This is a genomic window from Paenibacillus sp. 2003 (assembly GCF_031455635.1).
GTDB lineage: Bacteria > Bacillota > Bacilli > Paenibacillales > Paenibacillaceae > Paenibacillus > Paenibacillus amylolyticus_B.
Genome location: NZ_JAVDTB010000003.1, coordinates 180043 through 203339, shown reverse-complemented (window position 1 = coordinate 203339; position 23297 = coordinate 180043). Strand labels below are relative to the sequence as shown.

At 47.2% G+C, this 23297-nt stretch carries 19 protein-coding genes; 4 read left to right on the top strand and 15 right to left on the bottom strand.

What is annotated here, in order from left to right; all coding sequences use genetic code 11:
- The 5 genes from J2X75_RS16415 to J2X75_RS16395 all read right to left on the bottom strand — a co-directional run bounded on the left by J2X75_RS16415 (nucleotide 1) and on the right by J2X75_RS16395 (nucleotide 4201).
- Nucleotides 1–261, bottom strand: coding sequence for a hypothetical protein (locus J2X75_RS16415; RefSeq protein WP_310337934.1), 261 nt, complete (start codon nucleotides 259–261; stop codon nucleotides 1–3).
- 317 nt (nucleotides 262–578) lie between these two features.
- Nucleotides 579–1385: a phosphonate ABC transporter, permease protein PhnE gene (gene phnE / locus J2X75_RS16410; RefSeq protein ID WP_017690380.1), complete on the bottom strand. Its 807-nt coding sequence runs from the start codon at nucleotides 1383–1385 to the stop codon at nucleotides 579–581.
- Nucleotides 1382–2233 (bottom strand): phosphonate ABC transporter, permease protein PhnE, encoded by an 852-nt coding sequence (gene phnE, locus J2X75_RS16405; protein WP_307539468.1) that lies wholly within the window; start codon nucleotides 2231–2233, stop codon nucleotides 1382–1384. The genes phnE (J2X75_RS16410) and phnE (J2X75_RS16405) overlap by 4 nt, the downstream gene beginning before the upstream one ends.
- Nucleotides 2230–3027, bottom strand: a complete 798-nt coding sequence (phnC, locus tag J2X75_RS16400) for a phosphonate ABC transporter ATP-binding protein (RefSeq protein WP_310337932.1) — start codon at nucleotides 3025–3027, stop codon at nucleotides 2230–2232. Before phnC ends, phnE (J2X75_RS16405) begins: the two co-directional genes overlap by 4 nt.
- Before the next feature lie 178 nt (nucleotides 3028–3205).
- Nucleotides 3206–4201: a phosphate/phosphite/phosphonate ABC transporter substrate-binding protein gene (locus J2X75_RS16395; RefSeq protein ID WP_397383784.1), complete on the bottom strand. Its 996-nt coding sequence runs from the start codon at nucleotides 4199–4201 to the stop codon at nucleotides 3206–3208.
- Between the two features lie 259 nt (nucleotides 4202–4460).
- Here J2X75_RS16395 and J2X75_RS16390 point away from each other — a divergent pair, with 259 nt between their 5' ends.
- Nucleotides 4461–6110, top strand: a complete 1650-nt coding sequence (locus J2X75_RS16390) for a bifunctional metallophosphatase/5'-nucleotidase (protein ID WP_310337929.1) — start codon at nucleotides 4461–4463, stop codon at nucleotides 6108–6110.
- 92 nt (nucleotides 6111–6202) lie between these two features.
- On the opposite strand, the gene J2X75_RS16385 is transcribed toward J2X75_RS16390, so the two are convergent.
- The 3 genes from J2X75_RS16385 to J2X75_RS16375 form a co-directional block, all read right to left on the bottom strand.
- Entirely contained in the window at nucleotides 6203–6538 is a 336-nt protein-coding gene (locus J2X75_RS16385) for a hypothetical protein (RefSeq protein ID WP_310337928.1), read from the bottom strand.
- A gap of 626 nt (nucleotides 6539–7164) precedes the next feature.
- Nucleotides 7165–9003, bottom strand: a complete 1839-nt coding sequence (locus J2X75_RS16380) for an ABC transporter ATP-binding protein (RefSeq protein ID WP_310337926.1) — start codon at nucleotides 9001–9003, stop codon at nucleotides 7165–7167.
- Nucleotides 8984–10792, bottom strand: coding sequence for an ABC transporter ATP-binding protein (locus J2X75_RS16375; RefSeq protein ID WP_310337924.1), 1809 nt, complete (start codon nucleotides 10790–10792; stop codon nucleotides 8984–8986). Before J2X75_RS16375 ends, J2X75_RS16380 begins: the two co-directional genes overlap by 20 nt.
- 350 nt (nucleotides 10793–11142) lie before the next feature.
- Here J2X75_RS16375 and J2X75_RS16370 point away from each other — a divergent pair, with 350 nt between their 5' ends.
- From J2X75_RS16370 to J2X75_RS16360, 3 genes are read left to right on the top strand one after another with little or no spacing between them, the layout of a single operon-like run.
- Nucleotides 11143–12837 carry a spore germination protein gene (locus J2X75_RS16370; protein ID WP_310337922.1) on the top strand — a complete coding sequence of 565 codons (1695 nt, stop codon included), beginning with the start codon at nucleotides 11143–11145 and terminating at the stop codon, nucleotides 12835–12837.
- Nucleotides 12838–12856: 19 nt separating this feature from the next.
- Entirely contained in the window at nucleotides 12857–13954 is a 1098-nt protein-coding gene (locus J2X75_RS16365; protein WP_310337920.1) for a GerAB/ArcD/ProY family transporter, read from the top strand.
- Nucleotides 13951–15138: a Ger(x)C family spore germination protein gene (locus J2X75_RS16360; protein ID WP_310337919.1), complete on the top strand. Its 1188-nt coding sequence runs from the start codon at nucleotides 13951–13953 to the stop codon at nucleotides 15136–15138. Before J2X75_RS16365 ends, J2X75_RS16360 begins: the two co-directional genes overlap by 4 nt.
- Nucleotides 15139–15464: 326 nt before the next feature.
- Here the strand turns inward: J2X75_RS16360 and J2X75_RS16355 are convergent, their stop codons facing one another.
- The 7 genes from J2X75_RS16355 to J2X75_RS16325 form a co-directional block, all read right to left on the bottom strand.
- Entirely contained in the window at nucleotides 15465–16568 is a 1104-nt protein-coding gene (locus tag J2X75_RS16355) for a toxic anion resistance protein (RefSeq protein WP_036606281.1), read from the bottom strand.
- Nucleotides 16569–16579: 11 nt separating this feature from the next.
- Nucleotides 16580–17332, bottom strand: a complete 753-nt coding sequence (locus J2X75_RS16350) for a hypothetical protein (protein ID WP_307539514.1) — start codon at nucleotides 17330–17332, stop codon at nucleotides 16580–16582.
- Between the two features lie 305 nt (nucleotides 17333–17637).
- On the bottom strand, nucleotides 17638–18687 hold the full coding sequence (locus J2X75_RS16345; protein WP_124117250.1) for an ATP-grasp domain-containing protein: 1050 nt from the start codon (nucleotides 18685–18687) through the stop codon (nucleotides 17638–17640).
- Nucleotides 18688–19536 carry an HAD family hydrolase gene (locus J2X75_RS16340; RefSeq protein ID WP_310338502.1) on the bottom strand — a complete coding sequence of 283 codons (849 nt, stop codon included), beginning with the start codon at nucleotides 19534–19536 and terminating at the stop codon, nucleotides 18688–18690. It abuts the gene before it with no gap.
- Nucleotides 19536–20687: a cysteine protease StiP family protein gene (locus J2X75_RS16335; RefSeq protein ID WP_310337915.1), complete on the bottom strand. Its 1152-nt coding sequence runs from the start codon at nucleotides 20685–20687 to the stop codon at nucleotides 19536–19538. The genes J2X75_RS16340 and J2X75_RS16335 overlap by 1 nt, the downstream gene beginning before the upstream one ends.
- Complete coding sequence (locus tag J2X75_RS16330) at nucleotides 20684–21979, bottom strand: phosphoribosyltransferase family protein (RefSeq protein WP_397383873.1); 1296 nt, start codon at nucleotides 21977–21979, stop codon at nucleotides 20684–20686. The genes J2X75_RS16335 and J2X75_RS16330 overlap by 4 nt, the downstream gene beginning before the upstream one ends.
- A gap of 67 nt (nucleotides 21980–22046) precedes the next feature.
- A complete protein-coding gene (locus J2X75_RS16325) occupies nucleotides 22047–23267 on the bottom strand; it encodes an HpcH/HpaI aldolase/citrate lyase family protein (protein ID WP_150366329.1) in 1221 nt (406 codons plus the stop codon).
- Nucleotides 23268–23297 lie beyond the last annotated feature (30 nt).

The following is a 23297-nucleotide window of genomic DNA, read 5'->3' as shown; positions in this document are numbered from 1 at the left end:
TCATTTCAATCGTTCCGGCTCATATCCATTTCTAACAAATAAAATGCTGTTCCATACAGCACAATAAGCGGCCACGGCGATGACACTAATGACAAGAATTAAGTTCATCTGTGTAATCGTATAACTGCTTCCTGTGAAAATAATCAGGATTGCACTGAGCCCAATATTTTCTTTGTTATGTTTTTTAAACTTCTGAAAGATCATTCTGTACAGTAATAGGAGTACCATAAACCCAATCCATATATATTGAAATAATTCCATAGGTCACCTTCCTTTAAAAAACTCATTTTTTGTATGGATATCTAAGAGGAGTATTAATTAATATCCTTAATTCCCTTTATATAGAAACCTATTAATCTTACATGTATTTGGAAAATAATTCAATCATTGTGATGCATATTCTTTGAACATTCTTATTCCTCGACGGTTAGCTGAGCAACAAGAATGCACCGTTGTTTTTTTGCAGACACAAAAAAAGACTATCCCTGCCAATATTCTGGCACCGAATAGCCCTCTCTTCTTCCTCTATCAACTTATCTTAATTTATCATCTAATATATTCGTAGCTCCACATTAACTCTACACCAGCTTCTTACGAATATAACCCGAAATCAAGTCAATAATCGTGATCATCACGATTATACCCAGCAGGATAATACCTACTCGCGGCCAGTTCCGTGTGCTAAGTGCAAAGATTAACGGTGTACCAATCCCCCCTGCCCCGATTACACCCAGTATGGTCGCGGAACGTACATTAATCTCAAAACGATACAACGTATAGTTCAGGAATCCAGGCATAACCTGCGGCAGGATGGCGAACCACAACTGCTGCATGCGATTGGCTCCGGAGGCAAGCAGCGCCTCAGATGGGCCATAGTCGATATTCTCAACTTCATCCGCGTACAATTTGCCTAACATGCCGATGGAGTGTAATCCAAGGGCGAGTACGCCTGCAAACGATCCGGGACCTACTGCCTTAATGAACAACAAGGCCATGATAATCTCAGGGAACGTGCGGATAAAGCTCAGTACCATTTTACCTGCGCCCGAGATGGAACGATGCCCACTCATGTTACGGGCAGACCAGAAGGCAAATGGAATACAGAGCACAGCCGAGATTACGGTACCCAGCACGGAAATCGCCAGTGTATCCAGCAGTCCTCGCAGCAGGTCTTCCCCCTCAGGCAAATATACAAAATCCCAATCCGGTGAGAAAATCCCGGCTACAATGGCCTTCATAATCTGAGCAGCGGTTTCCTTGAAACCAGTAAACGGTACACCAGCAAGCGCCCAGACATACACAAGGATCAGCAGTAACACAATGACCCAACGAAGTGGGTTCTTCCGTGGTTTAGGCCGGATGCGGCTTGTTTCATTTTTCATCATAGCAATTTCTCCCGCAGCTTAGTACTTACATAATCAATGATTAGAACAATGACGAGGGTAAACAGAATGATTACACTGGTCTTGTCATACTCCAGGAATCCAAGTGTGGCCTCGTAATAGAGCCCGATTCCTCCGGCTCCCACCAGTCCCAGAATGGCAGCAGCACGTACATTAATTTCGAAGGCATACAGCACATACGATGTGAACTGGGCAGCCAGTTGCGGCACCACGCCATATACAATGAGCTGAATCCGATTCATACCAACAGCCGTCATCGCTTCCAGTGGCCCCTGATCAATGGTTTCCAGCGTCTCATAGGTCAACTTTGCAATCAGACCTATCGAGAACACAGCCAGTGCCAAGATTCCGGGGATGGGTCCCAGACCAAACACAGCGACAAACAAAGCAGCAAGCAGCAGATCCGGCACAGTCCGAATCAGGTTCAGCAGAAAACGTGCCGGATAGTAGATCCAGCGACTTGGCATCAGGTTACCGGCACAGATGATCGAGACCGGAATCGCAATAATCGCACCAATGGTTGTCCCAATCAGGGCCATTCGGATCGTTTCCAGCATGCCTTGCACGATATTATCAAAGTAACTCCACCGGGGTGGGAACATCTCCTTCAGCAGATCCAACATGTTGGGAAAACCTTCAAACAACTCCGTAAAGCTGGCATCCGTCTGTTTCGCACTTGCCCACAATAAGAGCAGAATGATAACTAAGGTGAGCAGATGTTTCGTACGCCCAGGCGGTTTTGGGCGATTCACAACCTGAGCCGGGCTGGAACCAGGTTCCTTCCCCACTCCGCCTGAATTCTGAAATGGAACGTTGGACTGCCCCTTCATACCATTACTTCTCCCTGCTCATGCACAGCCTGCTTGTCCAACAATTCGTCAGCCAGAATCGGTCTGCCGTATATTTCTGCAAAGCGCTCATCCGTTGCCTCTTCCACCGGACCGTCGAATACGACCTCGCCTGCTCTCAATCCGACAATACGGGTCGCATACTCTCTCGCCAGATCAATAAAGTGAAGGTTGACGATGGTCGTGATCCCAAGGTCTTGATTGATGCGTTTCAGGTCATCCATGACCTGTTTTGTTGTAAGCGGGTCAAGTGAAGCAACCGGTTCGTCGGCCAAAATGATTTTTGCTTCCTGTGCCAGTACACGGGCAATAGCCACACGCTGTTGTTGTCCACCAGACAGCTGATCTGCACGGGAATAAGCTTTCTCCGAGATATTCACACGATCCAGCGCAGTGAATGCCAGTTCAATATCCTCTTTTGGAAAACGACCCAGAATGGTACGCATGGTGGAATGATATCCAACGCGTCCAGCGAGTACATTACGAAGTACACTGGACCGTTTCACCAGATTGAAACTCTGGAAGATCATGCCGATGTCACGTCTGATCATGCGTAGCCGTTTGCCTTGCGCCTTCGTGATGGAACTTCCGTTAATCAGAATCTCGCCCTCACTAATGTCGTGCAGCCGATTAATGGATCGCAGGAGAGTTGATTTACCCGCACCCGACAGACCCACTACAGCAATGAATTCCCCCTGCTCAAATTTCAGATTAATATTATCCAGGCCTTTGGTGCCGTTAGCGTAAGTTTTGGTAACGTTATGAAGCTCAATCATGGCAATAATCCTTCTTTCATTCATAATGATCAACCATACCTAAGTGCTTGCTATAATGGCACAAGCCAGCGCAGCGTAGATCACGCTGAACTGGCCTGTCCATTGCTACGATTAAGCTGTTCCCATCCAAGAAAGCTACTACAAAGTGAACAGATCCCGAACTACTTTTGGATCAGAATTATTCACCTTTCACTTTTTCGCCATACTGACGAACGATCTCAAACTTGCTATCATCGGACTCTACATAACCTTCATGCGTATAGATTTCTTTGATGATCTGGTGACCTTCCGTATCTTTACCGATATCGATGAAGGCTTGTTTGATCTTCGCAGTCCAATCTGCATTCATGTCTGTACGAACGGCAATGGTATCGTTAGGAATAGGCTCAGTGAACGCCAGTACACGTGTATCTTCAAATACAGTCGGGTAGTCTTTGGCTACCGTGTTGCGGGCATCTTGGAAAATAGCTGCTGCATCAACGTCACCGTTCAATACAGCGATAACACCTTGGTCATGACCTTTCAACGTTACAGGTGTTACATCTTTTAATGGATCAATCCCTCTGTCCAGCAACAGACCTGCTGGCCATACATAACCTGCGGAAGACGTTACGTTTTGGTAAGCGACTTTTTTACCTTTAAGGTCCTCGATGGATTGAATCGGAGAATCTTTTTTTACAATGAACATGGATTTATATGAATCTGCCAGTTGCTCTGTAGGAGCTCCAGTCTCATCATTAACACCAAAACGTTGTGCTTGCAGAATAACTTGTGCAGCGCCTTTTTCTTTAGCCAGTACATAAGCTGTCGGAGGCAAGAAACCTACGTCTACTTTGTTGGAAGCCATTGCTTCAATAATTGTGTTGTAGTCGGTGGATACGCTGACTTTTACCGGAATGCCCAGTTTGTCACCAAGCAGCTTCTCCAGCGGTTTCGCTTTGGCTTCAAGCGTATCTGCATTCTGGGAAGGAACAAATTGAACCGTCAATTCAGTTGGCACATAACCTTCGACAGCTTTCTCTGTCTCTGCCGTAGACGTACCGGATGCATTCGAACTCGCATTATCCCCGTTAGCCGAACCTGTTGTACTGCTAGACCCACAAGCACTCAGAAACAGAACCAAAATCAACAATGGTAAAAATAAAGCAGACTTCTTCAAACGAACACCCTCCAAAGAGTTTCTATTTTTCAGTACTTGTCTACTATAATTGCCAAATATTTGCGCGATGTGAAACGAAATTTGGAGTTTTGTAAAGTTTCCTGTCAGGCTGTCAGCGGGACTTGTATCTGTTAGAATAGGCTCATTATGGTTGAAGATATTAGGAAGAACATCGGAGATAACGGCATATACTTCGGTTCTTCAGCCTATTCTGTCTTCTCCGTTTTATGGTAATTCCATATATCTGAACTTATATATTAGAGGAGATTGTAAAATGACATCCATAAACCATACGGCAAGCTTCGACATTCTGTTCACCAGTGATCTGCACGGGGCCATCCGTCCCATTCATTACAATACCAACGCCTACCGCCCGGCTGGACTTGCCCTGCTGGCTTCCCTGATTCGTAAGGAACGTGAACGTGCACCTGAATTGATGCTGGTGGATAACGGGGATCTGCTGCAAGGATCACCCTTGGCCTCCTATGCAGCTTCACAGGTTTCCAACAACGAAGTGCATCCATTCATAACAGTACTGAATGAACTGGGTTATGATGCGGCGGTGATGGGCAATCACGAGTTTAACTATGGTCAGAATCTGTTGCACGGAGCAGTTGGCGCTTCCAATTTCCCATGGCTGTCAGCCAATATTGTTCATGGTGAGCACGACAGTGCCAATGGATCAGAATCTCGGACAGATCTTCCACCAGGTGCAGGTCTACCAGCCTTCGGGCCTCCCTATCTGATCAAGACACTCTCCTCCGGGGTCCGAATTGCACTCTTGGGCGCAACTACGCATTACATTCCAAACTGGGAGCATCCGAAAAATATTGAGGGGTTACAGTTCCTTGATGCCTTAGAGACTATTCGTGCATGGGTTAACTATATCCATGAGCATGAACAACCAGATGTAATGGTTGTCAGTTATCACGGCGGATTCGAGAGTGATCTGGAGACAGGCGAGCCCACCGAACGGTTAACTGGAGAAAATCTAGGTTATGCCATCTGCCGGGACATCGAAGGTATCGATGTGCTGCTTACCGGACACCAGCATCGTCAGCTTACCGCTAATATTCATGGTGTAACAGTCATTCAGCCGGGCTTCAGCGGAAATGGTGCGGGGCATGTATCCGTTCAGTTGGAACAATCATCGGGCGGGAAATGGCAGATTACAGATAAGAAGGCTCGATTGTTACTTCTGGATGAACATAATGAGATTGAACCTGATGCAACCGTCATGAAACTGACAGATGATCTGGAAACTGAGGCACAAGCATGGCTTGATCAACCCATTGGCCAGGTGGCTGGGGATTTATCCATCACCAATGCTACGGCCCTGCGACTCAAGGCACATCCATTCATTGCTTTTGTACATCAAGTGCAGATGGAAGCGACTGGAGCGCAGCTCTCCAATACCGCCATGCTGAGTGAAGAAGCTCGCGGTTTCGGGAGTCACATCACCGTTCGGGACGTGTTATCCAACTTCATCTATCCTAATACGCTGACGGTGCTGGAGCTGAGTGGTCAGGATATCCGGGAGGCACTGGAACAAACGGCTCGTTACTTTGAAGTGAATGCTTCTGGTGAGGTGGCAGTCAATCCGGCTTATATGGAACCCAAACCCCAACATTATAATTACGATATGTGGGCTGGCATGGAATACGAGCTGGATATCTCCCAACCTGTAGGCAGTCGAGTTGTGAAGTTGGAACGTGAAGGCAAGCCAATGGATATGGATGGCATGTACTCTGTGGTGATGAACAGCTACCGTGCTGCTGGCGGCGGGGATTATGCAATGTACCCGGGCAAAAAGGTACTGCATGAAGGTGCCACGGACATGGCCGCACTGGTGGAGGATTATATTCGCAGACATCAACCGTTAACGGTTGAACAGGCTAATAACTGGAAAGTTATTGGAAGTTAAATGAGAAAGAGCGGGTCCTGTGATCAGGATCTGCTCTTTTGTTTTCAACCTATTGCTTACTTGTTCTTATTGAACTATTCTGTCCCATCCCGTTATCCGATATATTGAAGAATTAACTGATATAAGGCTATGGAAAACCCTAGAATACTTGCTTTCATTTTAGATGGATGATTTCTTTCGCTGCGAATCAAATAAAAGAAAATCACTATAAATCCTAAAGGAATCCATAGCTCAAAGACACCTTTTGTTGTACTTTGAGAATAAATTGGAGTAATGAACGTACTAATCAAAAAATAAAAGAAAACCGTAAAACGCCTTGTTTCTAATTGCTTGCTCCACCTTACCAGAAAGAAAAGAATAATTATTGCGATAATCATAATGTGTAAAGGGGGAAGAAGAAGAGCAGCATTCCCAAATTTGAATTCCATTCCGCATTGCCCTCCTCTCTTTTAAGGCATCACTTCATTAGTATGAAGCATATCTTTCCCATAAGAATCATTTTACTTTATTGCTACTTCACTACCCTGTCCATTGAACAAAAAGAAAGCCATAATATAGTCAGAAATAAGGATAACGATTAGAAAAGCAACTAACCAGACCAGAAATAAATTGGCAGTTGCTACAGCCCATTTGTATTTGCCGGAATGATAGAACGCCCAACAAATAAACGAGACTAACACACCAATTGGATACGTAGCCATGAGGCCTGATGTTATAATGTCCAACAATGGGTGATTACTCGACTGACTGTAGACATATGTGTATAGACCCATTATCAATATAAAAGGATACGGCAAAAGCGTAATAGCATAGATGATATTGAAGAAAATAAGCCTGTGTGCGACTTTTTCATTTTTCAATTCACTGTTGACCTCCCTTAAAAATGAACTTATTCCATTATATCCATCTGCTTACATATCGTCATGGCTCCATTATCCATTTATGCTTCAAACCAATATGCAAAAAGGAGCAGGTAAGGAGCTTCGTGCCCCCAGCCCTGCTCTTTTTTTGTAAAATAAAACCTCTATTACTTCTCACATATTATCCCAAATGACTACTGCGCCTTCTTACGCAACTGACTGTAATACAACTCGCTGTAGAAACCACCTTGTTCCAGCAGGTCATCATGCGATCCTTGCTCTAACAGATGACCATCCTTCAGCACCAGGATTCGATCAGCCTGACGGATCGTGTTCAGCCTGTGGGCAATGACAAAGCTGGTTCGTCCCTGCATCAGACGTTGCAGCCCTTCCTGAATTTTAATCTCCGTAACAGTATCGATACTGCTTGTCGCCTCGTCCAACACAAGGATGGAAGGGTCCGCCAGAATTGCCCGGGCAATGGCGAGCAGCTGCTTCTGTCCCTGACTAATGCCGCTTCCGTCGGCCTGGAGCACTTTGTCGTATCCATCCTTCATTCTCACAATGAAGGAATGGGCATTCGCCAGCCGGGAGGCTGCTTCCACCTCTTCATCCGTTGCGTCCAGACGGCCAAACCGAATATTTTCCCGGATCGTACCCTGAAACAGGAATGAATCCTGAAGCACAAACGCCATATGAGACCGCAGATTCTCACGTCGAATGGTGGTCATATCACGACCATCTACCGTTAATGTGCCACCTGTCGGATCATAGAAACGGGATAAAAGCTGAATTAATGTTGTTTTCCCTGCTCCGGTCGGACCTACAAGGGCAATCATCTCACCCGGTTTGGCTTCAAAGCTGATGTCATGCAAAATGTTACGTCCTTCATCGTATCCAAAGGATACTTTGTCGAAACGAACCGCTCCCTCTACCTTGTCCAGAGATACCGCTGCCCCTTCATCCTTCGCTTCCTCATCTTCGTCCAGCACCTCGAATACGCGCTCAGCCCCCGCAATCGCGGACAATAACGTATTCCACTGGTTCGCCAGATCATTCAGCGGACGGGTGAATTGACGGGCATATTCCACAAAGATAATAATCACCCCGACCGTAACGGAACCCTGGATCGCCAGAATACCACCGATGCCTGCCACAATCGCAAAGCTCAGGTTATTCAATCCATTCATCAGTTTCGGGATAAAACCGGAGATCGTCTGTGCCCAGAAACCGGAAATCCGGATGCGGGTATTTCGTTCCTCAAAACCCCGAATCACACGCTCCTCTTGGGAGAATGCCTTAATGATCCGCTGCCCGGATAATGTCTCTTCAATATAACCGTTAAGTTCACCGAGATTGCGCTGCCGCTCCTTGAAGAGAGGTCCCGTTCTGCGCGTAATCCAACGCATACCAATGGCCATCAAAGGCACAACGATAAAGGTAAGCAGGGTCAGTAGCGGACTGAGCCACAGCATAACGCCAAATGTCCCAAGTAGTGTTAATACACTCGAAAAAATCTGGATGGCTGAGCTGTTCAGCGTACCGCTGACATTCTCGATATCATTGGTCACCCGACTCATAATCTCCCCCTGCTGGCGTTTACCAAAGAATGGAATCGGCAGCTTGTGCAGATGGGAGAACAGATCATACCTCATGCGGAACACGGTTTCCTGTGCAATTTCGATCATCCATATATTTTGTAACCATGATGTAAGAGAGAACAAGACATACACTGCGGTTAATCCAATCAGAAACCGAGTCCAGCTTGAGCCGGCTTCACCCGCGATGAAATCATCTACGGCCACTCCTACCATGTAGGGGCCTAGCAAAGCGAGTGCGGAACTGGCAAACACCATCAACAGTACCATGGACAGCTTAACCTTGCGACGTGCCAGATAGGTCCAGATCCGACCTAGCGTACCTGACCAGTTCTTCGCCCGTGCCTTGGGTTTGCGACCACCACCTGATCGTAACGTCTCCGGATCAATCGGCGGTGGCGGCTGACGGAAAGGCTCAATGAATGCTTTGAACATGCTGTGCACCCTCCCCGTATTGTGATTCATGGATTCGACGATACAGCTCTGACGACTCCATCAGGTCTTCATGTTTTCCTTGCCCAATGAGTTGTCCATCATCAAGCAGTAGAATCAGGTCCGCCGAAGTGGTTGAACTGATCTTCTGGGTGATGATAAACGTGGTACACGACAATTCCTCCAGCGCATCGAGCAGTCTGCCTTCCGTAGCTACATCCAGCGCACTTGTGCTATCGTCCAGAATCAGAATTCTTGGTCTACGTACCAGTGCTCGTGCAATGGAAAGTCGCTGCTTCTGTCCACCGGAGAGATTCACTCCCCGTTGACCGAGCAATGTATCATAACCGTTTGGTAAATTCTCAATTGTTTCATGGATCTGCGCGCGCTTCGCGGCTTCCACGATCTCCTCCAAGGTAGCATCTTCCTGACCCCAGACAATATTCTCCCGTATGGAACCGGTAAACAGGACAACCTCCTGAGGCACATAACCAATCGCACCACGCAGCATGGACAGATCCAGCTCTGATGCATCAGCACCATCAATCCGTACCTTTCCTTGATCCTCTGTGTATAACCGGGGAATAAGCTGCACCAGTGAAGATTTGCCTGAGCCAGTTGCTCCCATAATGGCAATGCGCTCCCCCGCTTTTGCCGTGAATGTGATGTTATCCAGTACTGTAATTTCACTATTCGGATAACTGAAGCCCACACTGCGGAATTCAACCGCTCCCTGCACAGCCCGCTGTTTCTTCGCTGGGTATACAGATTGCGGAAAATGCGAAGATTTCATAGATCCAGCAGATGGTGCAGACGTTGATAACGACTTCGTCTGTTCAGTCTCCGATGTATCCTCCGTATTAAACACTTCATTCAGTCGTTGCGCCGAAGCGCTTGCTCTCGAGAAGGTTACCAGAATCCATGACAACGCAGACATGGCACCAATTGTGCGAAGCAGGTAGTTAATGACGGCGACCACTTCACCCACGGTTGCATTACCGGAGGCAATGTCGACTCGTCCAAACCATAACACGGCGATGATACAAACGTTCATCATAAGCAGCATGAACGGCATCGTGGTCTCCGTCAGGCGCAGCGCGGAGATTGTGCCTTTCATCAGCTTGCCGCTGAATCCGGCAAAGCGTTCAATCTCATGGCCCATCCGTACGAAAACACGGATCAGCCGGATGCCTGTCAGATTCTCCTGGATGACTCCATTGACGGCATCCAGTCTGCGCTGCACATTGCGGAACAGCAGCGCTGCCTTTTTGATCATCCACACCACAACAATGAGTAGTACAGGCACCATGACAACCAGCAGCAGACCTAACCTCGGGTTCACGATCACTGCCATAATCATGCTACCAATCACCACCAGGGGCACACGTGTCATGAAGCGCAGACTCATAAAGACGGTGTCCTGTACCTGGGTCACATCCCCCGTTAATCGCGTAATCAGAGACGACGTTGCGAAACGATTGAATACGGCATAAGAGAACGTTTGCACTTTCTCATATAACTTCTCGCGCAGATCGTATCCGAACCCCAAACTCGCATGGGATGCAAAGAACGAACTTGCAATTCCGGCAGCAAAAGCCACAACAGCACTGCCCACGAGCACGCCGCCCCACAACCAGACGACTGACAGGTCTTCCTGCTGAATCCCGTTATCAATGATCTTGGAGATCAAGTAAGGCTGAGCCAACTCAACCGTCAGCTCAATTAACATCATGACCAGGGCTGCAATTGCGGCAACTCGGTACTTCTTCAGGTGGTACAACAGCTTGATCATAAGCATTCCTCCGGCTCGGAGGGCTTGTTATCGTGACTCATTTTTTGGTGTCCACGCAGCCAGCTCCGTTAATCTCTTTTGGTTAAATTTATGTAAAACTTCACGCACCCAATACGATTATTATATCGCATTTTGCACCACCAAATCGTTAATATCTTCTACCTTCTCATTATTAACCTGAAATGGGCTACCAGGGAACATCGATCTGCAACAAACATACGGAGCCGGATGCCCAGGCTTCGAATGGCTCACATGAAAATCCGCAAAGTTGCGCGACAGCCCATACATTATTTAGGTATCTCTGGTAATGATATAAACAAAATGGTTGTTTTGGAAATGGAGGCCTCAATATGTGGAAATTCATTCTGAACCACATACCCGAATGGAGTACGATCGCTGAAGCCCTTTTTCTCACTGTTACACCTTTACTCATTTTGCTTGTCATACGACGAATTAAGCTATTTGACGGGCGGTACAGTCAAAGAAGGCAAAAATTAGAGGAGATGGTAGCCGAAGAAGAACTCGGATTAAACCTGGGTCAGACCCGGCAGCAATCGGATGAAGGGGGGCTGCATTATACCAGCGACTATGAGCTGAATCTCGACAAATTCAAAAGAGTGGCTCTGGATATGGATGATATCAAAGAAAGGTCCATTTATCTCGAAAACGTGAAGGCCCGAGCCGTGCTTTTTTTTGTGGACGGCCTGACCGACAAACCTGGACTGGATCAGAATGTATTAAAGCCCCTATTGGACTGGGCGAACGAACCCTTAAAGGATGAGCATTGGAAGAATAAAAAGGTGGAGGATTACCTCGTGAAGCAGGTCTTGCTGATCTCGGAAACCGATTGGGTCGTCGATGTCCATCAAGCGTTACGCAAGGTCTTATTCGGCTCCATCATGCTGTTGATGGAGGGCATGCCAGGCGCCCTGCTGTTGGGAAGCCCTCGTGGACAAACTCGCTCTGTAGAAGAACCTGTCTCGGAAGCCGTTCTTCGCGGACCCAGAATCGGCTTTACGGAAACCTTAAGCGACAATACGGCCATGCTGCGCAGACACGGGGAAAGCCATCGGCTTGCCATGGTGTCTTACCAAGTCGGTAAACGGGTTCAGAAACAGCTGATGGTCACGTATTTTAAGGATATTGCCAATGAAGACCTTGTGGCAGAGGTGAAACGCCGCGTAAAAACGATTGAGGTAGATGAAGTGCTGGAGAACGGGTATGTGGAACAGCTGATCGAGGATAATTTTTTGAGTCCATTTGCACAGATTCAAAATACTGAACGCCCTGACCGGGTTATGGGTGCCTTGCTGGAAGGCCGAGTAGCCATTTTGCTGGACGGATCTTCCTATGCGCTGTTAATGCCGGTGACCTATGCCATGATGTTACAGTCCCCAGAGGATTATTATGAACGATGGCTTCCCAGCTCCCTGATTCGTATCCTACGTTTTGTAGCCACGTTAATTTCCCTTTTTGCCCCAGCAGTGTACATTTCGTTTATATCGTTTCATCCTGGCCTAATCCCAACCAAGCTGGTTGTATCCATTATCGGGACAAGGCAAGGCGTCCCCTTCTCGACATTAATCGAGGCTTTCATCATGGAAGGCGCCATCGAAGTATTGCGTGAAGCGGGACTTCGTCTTCCTAAACCTATTGGTCCTGCCATGGGAATTGTGGGCGGACTTATCATTGGACAGGCCGCGGTGGATGCGGGTATTGTCAGCCCCATTCTGGTCATCGTCGTTTCCGTGACGGCCATTTGTTCGTTTGCGGTGCCGATGTACAGCGCAGGGCTATCCATGCGTCTGCTGCGCTTTCCGATCATGTTCAGCGCTGCCATGTTCGGATTGTACGGCGTAATCATGTCTTTTTTATTTTTGGTCGTTCATATGCTCAAGCTGAAAAGCTTCGGTATCTCTTATGTGAATCTGGCTGTACCCCAATCCTTGAGAGACTGGAAAGACTACATGATTCGTGTGCCTTTGCAATTTATGAAATATCGTCCCGGGGTGCTTAAGCCCAAGGACCCCAAGCGCAGCAATTAACGGAGAGGAGCATCTCATTATGACAGCCGGAATGCCCGAATCGAATCAGCTAACCACATTACAGACGCTGGGGCTAATTCTTTGTTTTATGATCGGTGCGGAGTTGTTTACCCTTCCAAGGGAAGTTGTTAATAAAGTCGGCACTGTTGATGCCTGGGCATCGGTCATTCTGGGAGGAGTATTCAACTTCGGTACAGCTTGCATTATGATCCTGCTCAGCCAGCGATTCCAAAACCTCAACTTCTACGAATATGTGCAGCAGATTACAGGCACAATCATCGGAAAATGTATTGGGCTTGTTGTCGTGCTGTATTACATTCATCTGGCCAGCTATGAGATGAGGTCCATGGAAGAAGTAGCCTCCTTCTTTCTGCTGGAGGGTACGCCAGGCTGGGCCATTTTGGCTTGGTTTGTGTGGATATCCCTGTATCTGTGCATGGAAGGCATCAGCACAATCGGAAAATTGTGCCAGATTATTATCCCCATATCAGTGACCGTGCTTATTCTTATCTATTTGCTAGGGTTTTCTGTTTTCGACTTGAACAACCTCCGTCCCGTTGGTGCAAAAGGATGGATGCCGATCATGAAAGGTATGCCATCCACCACACTCGCCTTCAGTGGGAGCGAATGTTTCCTGTTTATATTGTGCCGAATGCAAGCACCCAAGAAAGCTTATCAAACCATGGCATGGGGAATCGGACTTGCCGTCATCTTCTATACGGTTGCAGTGATAATCTGTATTGGCGTTTTCTCTCTGGAAGGCGTGCCTACACGTACCTGGCCTTTCTTTGATCTCGCCCGCAGCGTGGAAGTCGAAGACCTCCTGCTGGAACGTTTCGAATCCCTGCTGCTCGCGATTTGGATCATACAGATTTTTTCCATTTTTACGATTGTCTTTTATTGCGCTGCGTTAGGCATATCCCACATTTTCAAAGTTCCCTATAAGAAAAGTTTGTTTCTTATTCTTCCCGTTATCTGCATCCTGTCCCAATTGCCCAAGAACATAAATGAAGTTTTCGCTCTGGGGCAATTCATTGGGAGGGCCAATATGATCCTGTTCTCGTCAATGCCTCTTCTTCTGCTCCTCATTGCCCGTTGGCGGGTGAACTCGCCATGAAGACGTGGAGCCATCGCCTGTTGTCCACTTCCATGATCGCTGGCTGCGTACTGCTTGCAGGTTGCTGGAGCAGTTCACCCATTGAAGAACGGAATCTGGAAGCCGGTATTGCATTGGATGCGGTATCGCAGCAAACGGAGACATCGGCCGAGGAAACAGACCAGCCGCCTCCGAAAAAACAGATCCGGAGAACTGTTCAGTTCATCCTTCCGGAAGCTGAAAGCAGTTTGGGCTCTTCTTCACAGGGAAACAAGTTTTATAATGAAGAAGAGCTGGGCGTTTCAATCATGGAAATGACAAGGAAATCCTATCTCAGCAATCAGTCTCCTGCGGGCTTTCACCTTAAAACCATTGTCATTAGCTCGGAATTGCTTCAGGAGGTTCCCATGCAAGAACTGCTGGATTTTTATTTAGCCGATAACGACATTCGGCTGAGCATTCTGCTCGTTATAAGTACCGGTACAGCAAGCGATGTGTTCAAGGAAATGGTATCGGGAAAAACTCCTGCCTTCATGCTGAAAGATCTTTTTGACAACCGCAGTCACAACAGCAGCCTTGTTAAGCCGGTTTCTCTGGCCAAAGTGATTGGCCCGCTGAAATCGAAGTCCAGCTTCGTATTGCCTAATGTCATCACAATCAAACAAGGCATCAAACTTTCCGGTGCGGGTGTAATCAGAGGGAAGACGCAAAAATACGCGGGATACTTGAATGAAACCGATGTTGAGGGATTGCAATGGATTAAGGGAGATTTGACAGGCGGTGTTGTAAAGGGTACAGACTCCCGCTCCCATCGTGATTTCGTTTATGAGATCAAATCGGCAAAAAGCGATATCAAGGCTCGCGTTCATAAGAACGAGGTTTCGTTTCACGTCACTATATCGTCGGTCGGTCGTCTTTCCGAAAGCTTCGGTTTGGATAAAAAGAAAATGGACCGTCAGGTACTGGTCGGAGAAGCAGCTATTATCGAAGACAGAATAAAGGATCTGGCACAGCACACGATATCTAAAATGAAGAAAATGCAAGTAGAGGTGGCCAATTTTGGCCAGGCGTTGCGAATTCAGCATCCCGGTCTGTGGGAACAGTTGAAAGACAATTGGGATCAGGCTTTTACTTCCGTGCCTGTAACCTTTGAGGTCAAGGTACACATTGAAGATTCCGGCGCCTCTACGATGACCGTAAATTAGTGAAGACCACTGCAAGGTATACTACAAAGAAAAAGCTCTGATCTCAGGATCAGAGCTTGGATGTTCAGCATCTTCCGGTCCAAGTCCCTCCATAAACGCCAACATGACATGAAAGTCTTTGTTACGGAGCAGCTCTGATACAATCAGACTGCACATTTCACGGTTTTGGATCAGTATGCCGTCAAATGGATGCAGCGTCCAATCCCCTCAGATTTTACCTTCATTTTATCAAACAAATGAAACAAAGAGACGCACTCGGCGTCCCTCGTAGAAAGATATACATCTAGCAATCTCCTGGCTTATGCAGCGAGTCTCGCCCTATTACCCTAATCCAGGAAAGATCCTAATGCACTGGAATCCGGTTTATTTTTCTCCGGAATGGCAGCAGCTTTCGGCCCTTCCAGACCCAGTCGATCACTCATTTTGGCGTTAAGTGTTGTCATCTTGTTGGTATAGTCATTACAGCTCTCGATGATCCGGCGATTAGACTGCTCGGACAGATCCAGTGCAGACATCAGATCACCCATCGCCTGATTGACCGCTTCAAGGGACATGGCCGGTTTGGACAACAGTTCATTCGTTTTCTCAGTTGTTGTCTTCAACAATCTGGCGTTCTCCTTGAACTGATCTTCAATCGTCTTATTCGTAGCTTCCACAGCGGAAATAACCTTCTCCTGATCATTAAGAGCCATCGCAATCATGGCCGAAACGGTGATCAGATTTGCTGTTTTATCAATGGCGTTATTAACGGAATCAATCAGCTTGTCATTGTTATCATTAATGATGTCGGTAGCTGCAATCGCCTGATTGTACAGCATGATCATCTCTGTCATGGATTGGGTACGTGTTACCACTTTGCGCAACCCACGCTCCAGATGTGCTTTACGATTCTCGTTCTCAGGCTTGGCGATCTCGGTTTCAAACAATGCTTTCAATTGATTACCAAAAGAGATTTTGGTCTGCAGATTGTAGATCTCCTGAATCGAAGAACGTTTCAATTGACGCATGTTCACGATGCTTTCTTCCAGGTTGTCCTTGCCATCCCGCAACCCGTTAATGATGGCATCAATGTTCGTGCGAACGGATTGATAACGGTATACATAGTTTTTCAGCGGGCTTTTACGTAACAACTTCCCGACAAAACTCACATTTTTACTCTGCTGCAAACTCTCACATTCATCACGGAGCTTCAGGATCATGTTGGATACCTCTGCCCGATTCCCGGACATCAGTTCATTGACTGGACGATCAAGCAGCTTGAGAGTCTGTCCTGCTCTCTCTTGTGTTTTCACGCCCAACTTGCCGATATCATCCATTAAGGTATCCAGATGAGCCGGATCACTTTGGGACACTTTCTGAATAAGCTGCGTTGCTTCCTGGTTAATCCGTTGCTCATCTTCCTGCTTCAACTGAGCCCATTCCGTTGCCATGCCAATCCCTCCTATAATTCAGAGCTGTTATACCGTTGATGTATTAGTTCCGCTTTGTTCTGGAGCTCCATTAAGTCTTTATGTTCAATCGTTGATACAATATCCGATATCTTGGAATCCACGTCTCGAAGACCATTCAGAAGCATACGCCGATTATTGCGTTTGGCTTCTCCACTTAAACGTAGAAATGGATTAATAAACCCGTTCAGGTCTTTCAAAATAAGTCTGCGCACCGTATGGTTGATATCCCCGTTGTTTAGCTCCTGAAGAGAAGGAATCACACGCTGCAGACGGGCAAACAAAGCCAGTGATTTCTCCACGATCTCATTATCCAGCTCGTTCTTCTGACCTTCGGAGATGATCATGTCCTCCAGAACCTCCAGGTATTCAATCACCGGATCAAATACAGGATCTGGTTCGGTGCGGGAAGGCTTCGCTTGTTCTGAGCCCGCATGTTGTGCGGGAGTGGAGCTCGAATGAGGCTGTACCAGAGAAGCTTCTCTTGCCCCTGTTGGCACTGCGCTCGGTGCTTGTCCACCATTCAAGCGGGATGGTTCATTTCCGATATCTGTAATGGGTACAGGGGCTGAAGACGAACCCTGAACCTGTGTACGTGACGTGGATCGTGAAGGAATCAGTCCCCCGACCACAGTTGCCAGTGCCGGAATTGCCCACGTGATGACATCCGGTAGAAAGGGACTCGAGATGGCCGCGAGACCATAACCGACCAATGCGCCTATACCTATCTTCGTTTTCCGTAACATTACTTGTCCTCCTGCCTTAACAACACATAAAGTGCATATTCAAAAAGTCTTGTTTTCAGTACCGAGAAGATGGAATGAAGATAGAAATGGAGTAGCGGAGCGTAGGAAAACTACGTGAGCAACCACAATGTATCCAAAGGAAACATACTTCGTAAGCCTCCCGCTTATTTCGGCTGAATTTCATATTCGATGCTGATGATGCCGTAAGGCATTATTCGTAATCAAAAGTGGACTTTTTGAATAACCTCTCATCCGTATTGTAAAAAAACCATCCAGAAGGTGTCAATGTTGAGGGAAATTCTCAGCTAGACGTGGTGTACTCCGCTTACCTTCTGAACGTCGATTATAAATGGCTGTTCGATATGACTTCCCAGTATGCCAAACTTCGGATGAAGTGGTCCAATATCATGGCCAAGTGCAGACTTGACCGCCAGATACGGGAAGTTCACGCCCGACAGGCAAGACATATGCAACCCACCCGACATACGCGGATTAATCTCCAGCAGCTTCGGTGTATCCTTGCGATATTTCATCTGTATATTAAAATTATAAGGAATCCGATATACCTCTGCCACATTGCGGGCAATCGCCAGCAATTCCTCGTTTTCTTCGAGCAAGCGCAAACGTCCTCTTTCTTTTCTACGCGGAATAGCCGTTAATAGTTTCCCATTGCGATCCGAAAGACAATCAATGCTGTATTCATATCCTTCCAGTACCTCCATCACCATGACGTTGGGAAAGGACGGAGCAGAAGAGAACGCACGCAGGGCATCTTCATATGAAATCGAGTTAAGCGCATATCCGAACAACTCCTGCAACGGATCACGTTCATTGTTAATCACTCGGAATCCCATACCACCCTCACCATTACATGGTTTGAAGCATACATCATGTCCACGTGCACGCAGCGCCTCATAGGCTTGCTGGAATTGTGCAGCATTACTAACCGTGAAATAATCCGGAATCTCCATGATGCCTTTCTCACGCACCGATTCATAGAACCGGTCTTTCTCCATCAATTGTTCCAGCAATTCCGTGTCCGAGCATACGATAACCCGTGTACCGATCTCTTCGAACAGGGAGATATGTCTGCTGATGTCCAGCATGTTCCAGCGTGGAATAAATACATCAATCTGATGACGGCGGCAAAAGTCGAGGCAAAAATCAACATATTCCCTGCCCGTTACACGCGGTTCAACTTCTGCAACATCACAGCCCTGTAATGCCATGTGTCCCGGATCAGGATGAGTACCGTAGATCTCAAATTCCATGCCGTCCTCATTGTCCCGAATCGCATTCATATAATGATACGTTACAGAGAACCAACGGTTGAAGTAAATCTTCATTTTTTTCATTTATACGGTCTCCCTTATCTCGGCATGGTCTATCTGGGTCTGTTGATCGTTATGAATACGGTGAACGTAATCGAGAATCTCATCTGCTGCAAAAGCACCGAATTGTTTCGTAAATTGATACGGTACCTGCTCAGGTACACGCTGTCTCTCCACATGTAACTCTCCGTGAGACGGAGCAATGGCGTGGTGCGCAAAGTCCAGCAAACAACGATCCAGCAAGGAATCACCCGAAGCAATCACAGGCACATCGCCAATGCGTTGCCTAATATGCTCCACTGCAGCTCGTTTGTTCACGGCCGAAGGCACCAGATAGAGCTTCCGCCCCTGAATCGAACTCTCCCATCCAAGCGTCTCTAACACCCGAATCTTGTCGGCAATGCGCTTCATAGGAAGCTTGTCACGTTCGATTAGCAATGCAAAGAACAGCTCATCACACAATCGCTGGTTAATCACCCATTCCGGGCTCAGTACATCGTCAAATAAATCCAGGATCTCTTCGGGAGCAGCTGCCTGCTGACGAAGCAAAGAACGAATATGCAGATTCCATTCATCGTCTACCTGACCGTCAACAATGATGTTGCCACCATTACTCGTCACTGCATATTTCGGGATACATTCGTTCTGAAAAATATGAATACGTCGGTACTGCTCCACGGTACGTGTCGTCACAGGCATAAATACAATGTCTTGTGGCAAAGACTGCAACCGCTCCAGTGCATATGCTGACATAAAAGCGGACAACTTGCCGTTAATCCACTCTGCGGGAACAAGTCCCGGTGTATCTTCGGGAATACGGAGCGCACGACGGGAGTACACCAACGTCTGGTCCAGATCACTTGCGTAGATCATCATTCTCCTCCACCTCCCAGGGATTGAATAATACCGCAACAGGAATAGGTTAGTCCCGGATATACCTCAACCGGCACATTTCTGTCTCTGGCGAGCATCATGATATGTTGCAAATCCGGATTATCCAGACGGTCCACAAGAATCTTCCAAGGGACACGGCGCAGTAACACCCGTGTTGTTTCTCCGATTCCAGGTTTGATCAGATTAATGTTCGTAATGCCAAAGGATTGCTGGATGGACTCAATATCCTGCCAGCCTTTCCAGGTAATTTCCGAAGTACCAGTAGCATTGTCCTCCGTTTGAATTTCCGCCAGGTCCATCATTTGCGGAAAATGCTGAGCAATAGTATCCACGTATTGGGTCGACACATCCGCAGAGGACCATTCACGATACCATTTGGCCCCGTGAAAATCTGCCGGCCCAATCAGATCATCGCGAAGTACTGTACGGCTCACCAGTCCAGAGACAGTGGAATTCAGACAAGCGCTAGGAATGAGATAATCTTCCCTCGTCCCAAAGGTGCCTGAGCATTGCCCCGGATCGGCCAACACGGCAAGATCATCATCGAGGCTTACACCGTAAGTCCGTTCCATTTGGTCACAGGACTCTTTCAGCACTTTGCGAATAGCCCCTTTTCCTGTCCAACCATCTACAAACTGAATGGCTGTTTCCAGACCATGCTGCTGTAAAATATATAAAATTGCGTTCTCGTCCATACCCTTGCCACGAATAATTGAAATGCTATAATGCGGAATCGTCACTTTGTATTTCAATTCAATATAACGCTTGATCAGGATGCCCACAGGCGTTCCGGCTCGAGCCAGAGATACCAGCACCAGATTCAGTCCCCTGCGCTCTACAATCTTCTCAGCCACAATAGCGGTATGACGCGCGATTCTTGCAGCGGATTGTTCCAACGTCTGATGGAACAGCTCGATGTATTCTGCTGTGGGCTGATATTCCACGGGCAGCATCTCCGAATAATGAACCCCGGATTGGATCGCTTGCTCCCGTTCACCCGTTCCCTTTTCCAGATCCACATGGCTGATATCCTTCAGTAGGAAAACAACGTCCGATGCAGCATAACTGCCCATCGGCTCGGGAGACGGAATCTCACGTTGTCTGATAAGCTCCAGTGTAGTTAAGTTCATTGCTCGTTGTCCCCTGTCTTCTCTGGCAAGCCGCAGTATACGATATGAATGTGTCCACATCCCAACTGTCCCAGTACCTTCAACATCGGTTCCATTCGTTCTTCGGACATCTGTCTCTCCAGCAGAACAAAAATCTCGTCATATTGTCCTGGAGAGATGTTATAGATAAAGTTACGAACGGATGCGTCTTCCGGTGAGGCATATCCAGCACCACTACTAACAGCATATCCTGGAGCCGGATGTGTATGGATTGGACTGCGGGTAGTGGATTGATACAACACGCCTTCTCCCATCTCGGCAGCAACACGCATTGGAATGTACATGAACTCCCCTGTTCCCATCACCAACGTCCGTTCTCCCTTACGCTGCGACCGAAGTCTCTCTGCAATTCGGCTAATCTCCTTGCGCAATATGCCATTATGCCGGGATTGCATACCAAACCTGCCCGTATGCTGGACGTAGCTCGCTGTGCTACGTTTACCTTCACCATCCTCCGAAGTAGCGTGCAGCTGATCGAAGGCATCGGCAACGGTAGAGGTTTGAAGCGTTACGGCAGGACGGGATAGCTGCTCATCTTGCTGTGTTGGTTCCAACTGTGGAGTACCCACCACTTCAATGCGGCCCTTCAACAGGCTTAACGGTGTAATGGTAATTCCCAGTTCAGCTTCCAGTTCGGCAAATCGATTCTCGTCCGCTTCCGTACGCCAGTCCAACAGCGAAGCAATCACATATTGCTTCCGGGGGTATCTGGCCTGAATATCCCGAATGATATTCAACGTCGTTTTGCCCGTCGTAATCTCGTCGTCCACCAGAACAATCGGGCCCTCTCCTGCAAAGGCTTCATGATCCAGCGCATAACAACGATGAGCCATCGCATGGGAATGTTCTTCTTCAAATTGAATATCTGGATGCATCGCTGGAACATATTCGCGAGTGGTGTGAATATAGGAAGCTTGATCAGCAAACATCTCGTACATGCTGTGACCCAACGCTGTAGCGGTCTCGGCAAAACCAACAAAACGAATCGTTTCCGGCAAACTCAAGCCTTCTTGCAACAGCATGTTATACACTTGCCGGGCTTGCTGGGGATCAATCAATCCTTCGACCATTTCCCGTTTCCACTCGGTGATCTGAACTTTCGTTTCTTCCGTCTTTTCAGTCAGGTGCTCATATAACAGAACAGCTAATGCTGCGCCGCTCAGAAGCGAGGTATACGGGTTAACCGGGATGTGCTTGCCCAGCAGTCTGCTTACAAACAGAAATGAACGTTTCTTATTGATTCGTGCAGCCATGGAAAATAGAGATTCTAGTGGAAGTTGCAGCGGGTTATGTGTAACCTGAACGTTCAGACTGAATTGATCAAGAATTGGGAACGTAGTTATGTTGTTGTTCGTGCTTGGGCAAGAGCCCGACAAAATGCTGCTGTTCATGTAACACCCCATATATTTGTGATCGGATTAGAATTCGATTCGCCCAGCTCAAGTGTGGTTTAATCTCATTCATTTTGTTATAGTAATTACTTTTGAACACACCAAGGCTACCGTCATTACGGGCGATAATGTCTTGGGCATCGGAATATTCCTCATGTGTAACAACGTACATCGCTTGTACGGGCTTAATATGAGAAGGATGAATGATCGTTTTGCCTACAATTCCATTTTCCTTGTCCATCATGACTTCACGCATCAATCCATCCATTGTGTTCGTAATATATTTCATTCTCAGATGCAGCCCTGATTTACCCAGGGTTTCTTCGAAAGGAGTCTGTCGTAATTGAGGTTTGAACACACGCTCCCGCTGACTGAAATATTCCCAGACAGGACCTGAGATCACATACGGCTTGTCCATTCGTCCAAACAGATTGATAATATCGGAGATGCAGTCACGGATCGTGGCGATATCGTATATGGTCAATTCCGGGCTTCGGCGTAGTCCAAAAAGGCTGGAGAAATCGGTCGCACCAATGCGTACATTGAGCACATATTCAACATTTTCATCGAGGATGTTCCGAAGGCCCAGTAAGGTCTCCCAACGTGTCTCGCGATATATAATTGAAGCCGTTTCCAATATAGGCATTCCATAGAGAACGGGATAATGATCCGGTTTCTGTTGATTATACTTGCGGATCTGGTCAAAATAGGCTCTTCCATTGCCCACACAAAACTTGGGCAATGCCACGCCTGTCAGCATGCACACCAATTCTCCCAACGTATCAATGAGACGTTCCAACTGTTGTGGTGAACGTACACGTGCAAACAGAAGAGGCATTTGATCCTGACTCAGCATGCCTGTCTCCATATAAGTCATCAGTTGAGTTAGATGCTGTACCAGACACTGCTCGGCAAACTCCACTTGGTCGTCACCCACAGCATCCTCCAGATCAATAATAATGGTCGTCAGACCTTCATGTTTACCATTCATAATGTCGTCCGCGATATGTGTGCGCGTCGCGGGCATATATAAAGCAGCCCCAACAGCATATGCCAGTAAATCTTTGGAAGTCCGGTGATTGAACGAGACGGGTGAAGAGAAAAATAGAGTATCTTCTTCTTCCAGACTCAAAAAGTTAAAATATTTCAGGATTGTCTCCTCCTCGCACCTTTGGCAATA

Excerpts from the sequence above, each read along its gene's own strand:
- J2X75_RS16415 (WP_310337934.1), bottom strand. The coding sequence starts at position 261 with ATGGAATTATTTCAATATATATGGATTGGGTTTATGGTACTCCTATTA.
- phnE (WP_017690380.1), bottom strand. The coding sequence starts at position 1,385 with ATGATGAAAAATGAAACAAGCCGCATCCGGCCTAAACCACGGAAGAAC.
- phnE (WP_307539468.1), bottom strand. The coding sequence starts at position 2,233 with ATGAAGGGGCAGTCCAACGTTCCATTTCAGAATTCAGGCGGAGTGGGG.
- phnC (WP_310337932.1), bottom strand. The coding sequence starts at position 3,027 with ATGATTGAGCTTCATAACGTTACCAAAACTTACGCTAACGGCACCAAA.
- J2X75_RS16390 (WP_310337929.1), top strand. The coding sequence starts at position 4,461 with ATGACATCCATAAACCATACGGCAAGCTTCGACATTCTGTTCACCAGT.
- J2X75_RS16385 (WP_310337928.1), bottom strand. The coding sequence starts at position 6,538 with ATGGAATTCAAATTTGGGAATGCTGCTCTTCTTCTTCCCCCTTTACAC.
- J2X75_RS16380 (WP_310337926.1), bottom strand. The coding sequence starts at position 9,003 with ATGTTCAAAGCATTCATTGAGCCTTTCCGTCAGCCGCCACCGCCGATT.
- J2X75_RS16375 (WP_310337924.1), bottom strand. The coding sequence starts at position 10,792 with ATGATCAAGCTGTTGTACCACCTGAAGAAGTACCGAGTTGCCGCAATT.
- J2X75_RS16370 (WP_310337922.1), top strand. The coding sequence starts at position 11,143 with ATGTGGAAATTCATTCTGAACCACATACCCGAATGGAGTACGATCGCT.
- J2X75_RS16365 (WP_310337920.1), top strand. The coding sequence starts at position 12,857 with ATGACAGCCGGAATGCCCGAATCGAATCAGCTAACCACATTACAGACG.
- J2X75_RS16360 (WP_310337919.1), top strand. The coding sequence starts at position 13,951 with ATGAAGACGTGGAGCCATCGCCTGTTGTCCACTTCCATGATCGCTGGC.
- J2X75_RS16355 (WP_036606281.1), bottom strand. The coding sequence starts at position 16,568 with ATGGCAACGGAATGGGCTCAGTTGAAGCAGGAAGATGAGCAACGGATT.
- J2X75_RS16350 (WP_307539514.1), bottom strand. The coding sequence starts at position 17,332 with ATGTTACGGAAAACGAAGATAGGTATAGGCGCATTGGTCGGTTATGGT.
- J2X75_RS16345 (WP_124117250.1), bottom strand. The coding sequence starts at position 18,687 with ATGAAAAAAATGAAGATTTACTTCAACCGTTGGTTCTCTGTAACGTAT.
- J2X75_RS16340 (WP_310338502.1), bottom strand. The coding sequence starts at position 19,536 with ATGATCTACGCAAGTGATCTGGACCAGACGTTGGTGTACTCCCGTCGT.
- J2X75_RS16335 (WP_310337915.1), bottom strand. The coding sequence starts at position 20,687 with ATGAACTTAACTACACTGGAGCTTATCAGACAACGTGAGATTCCGTCT.
- J2X75_RS16330 (WP_397383873.1), bottom strand. The coding sequence starts at position 21,979 with ATGGCTGCACGAATCAATAAGAAACGTTCATTTCTGTTTGTAAGCAGA.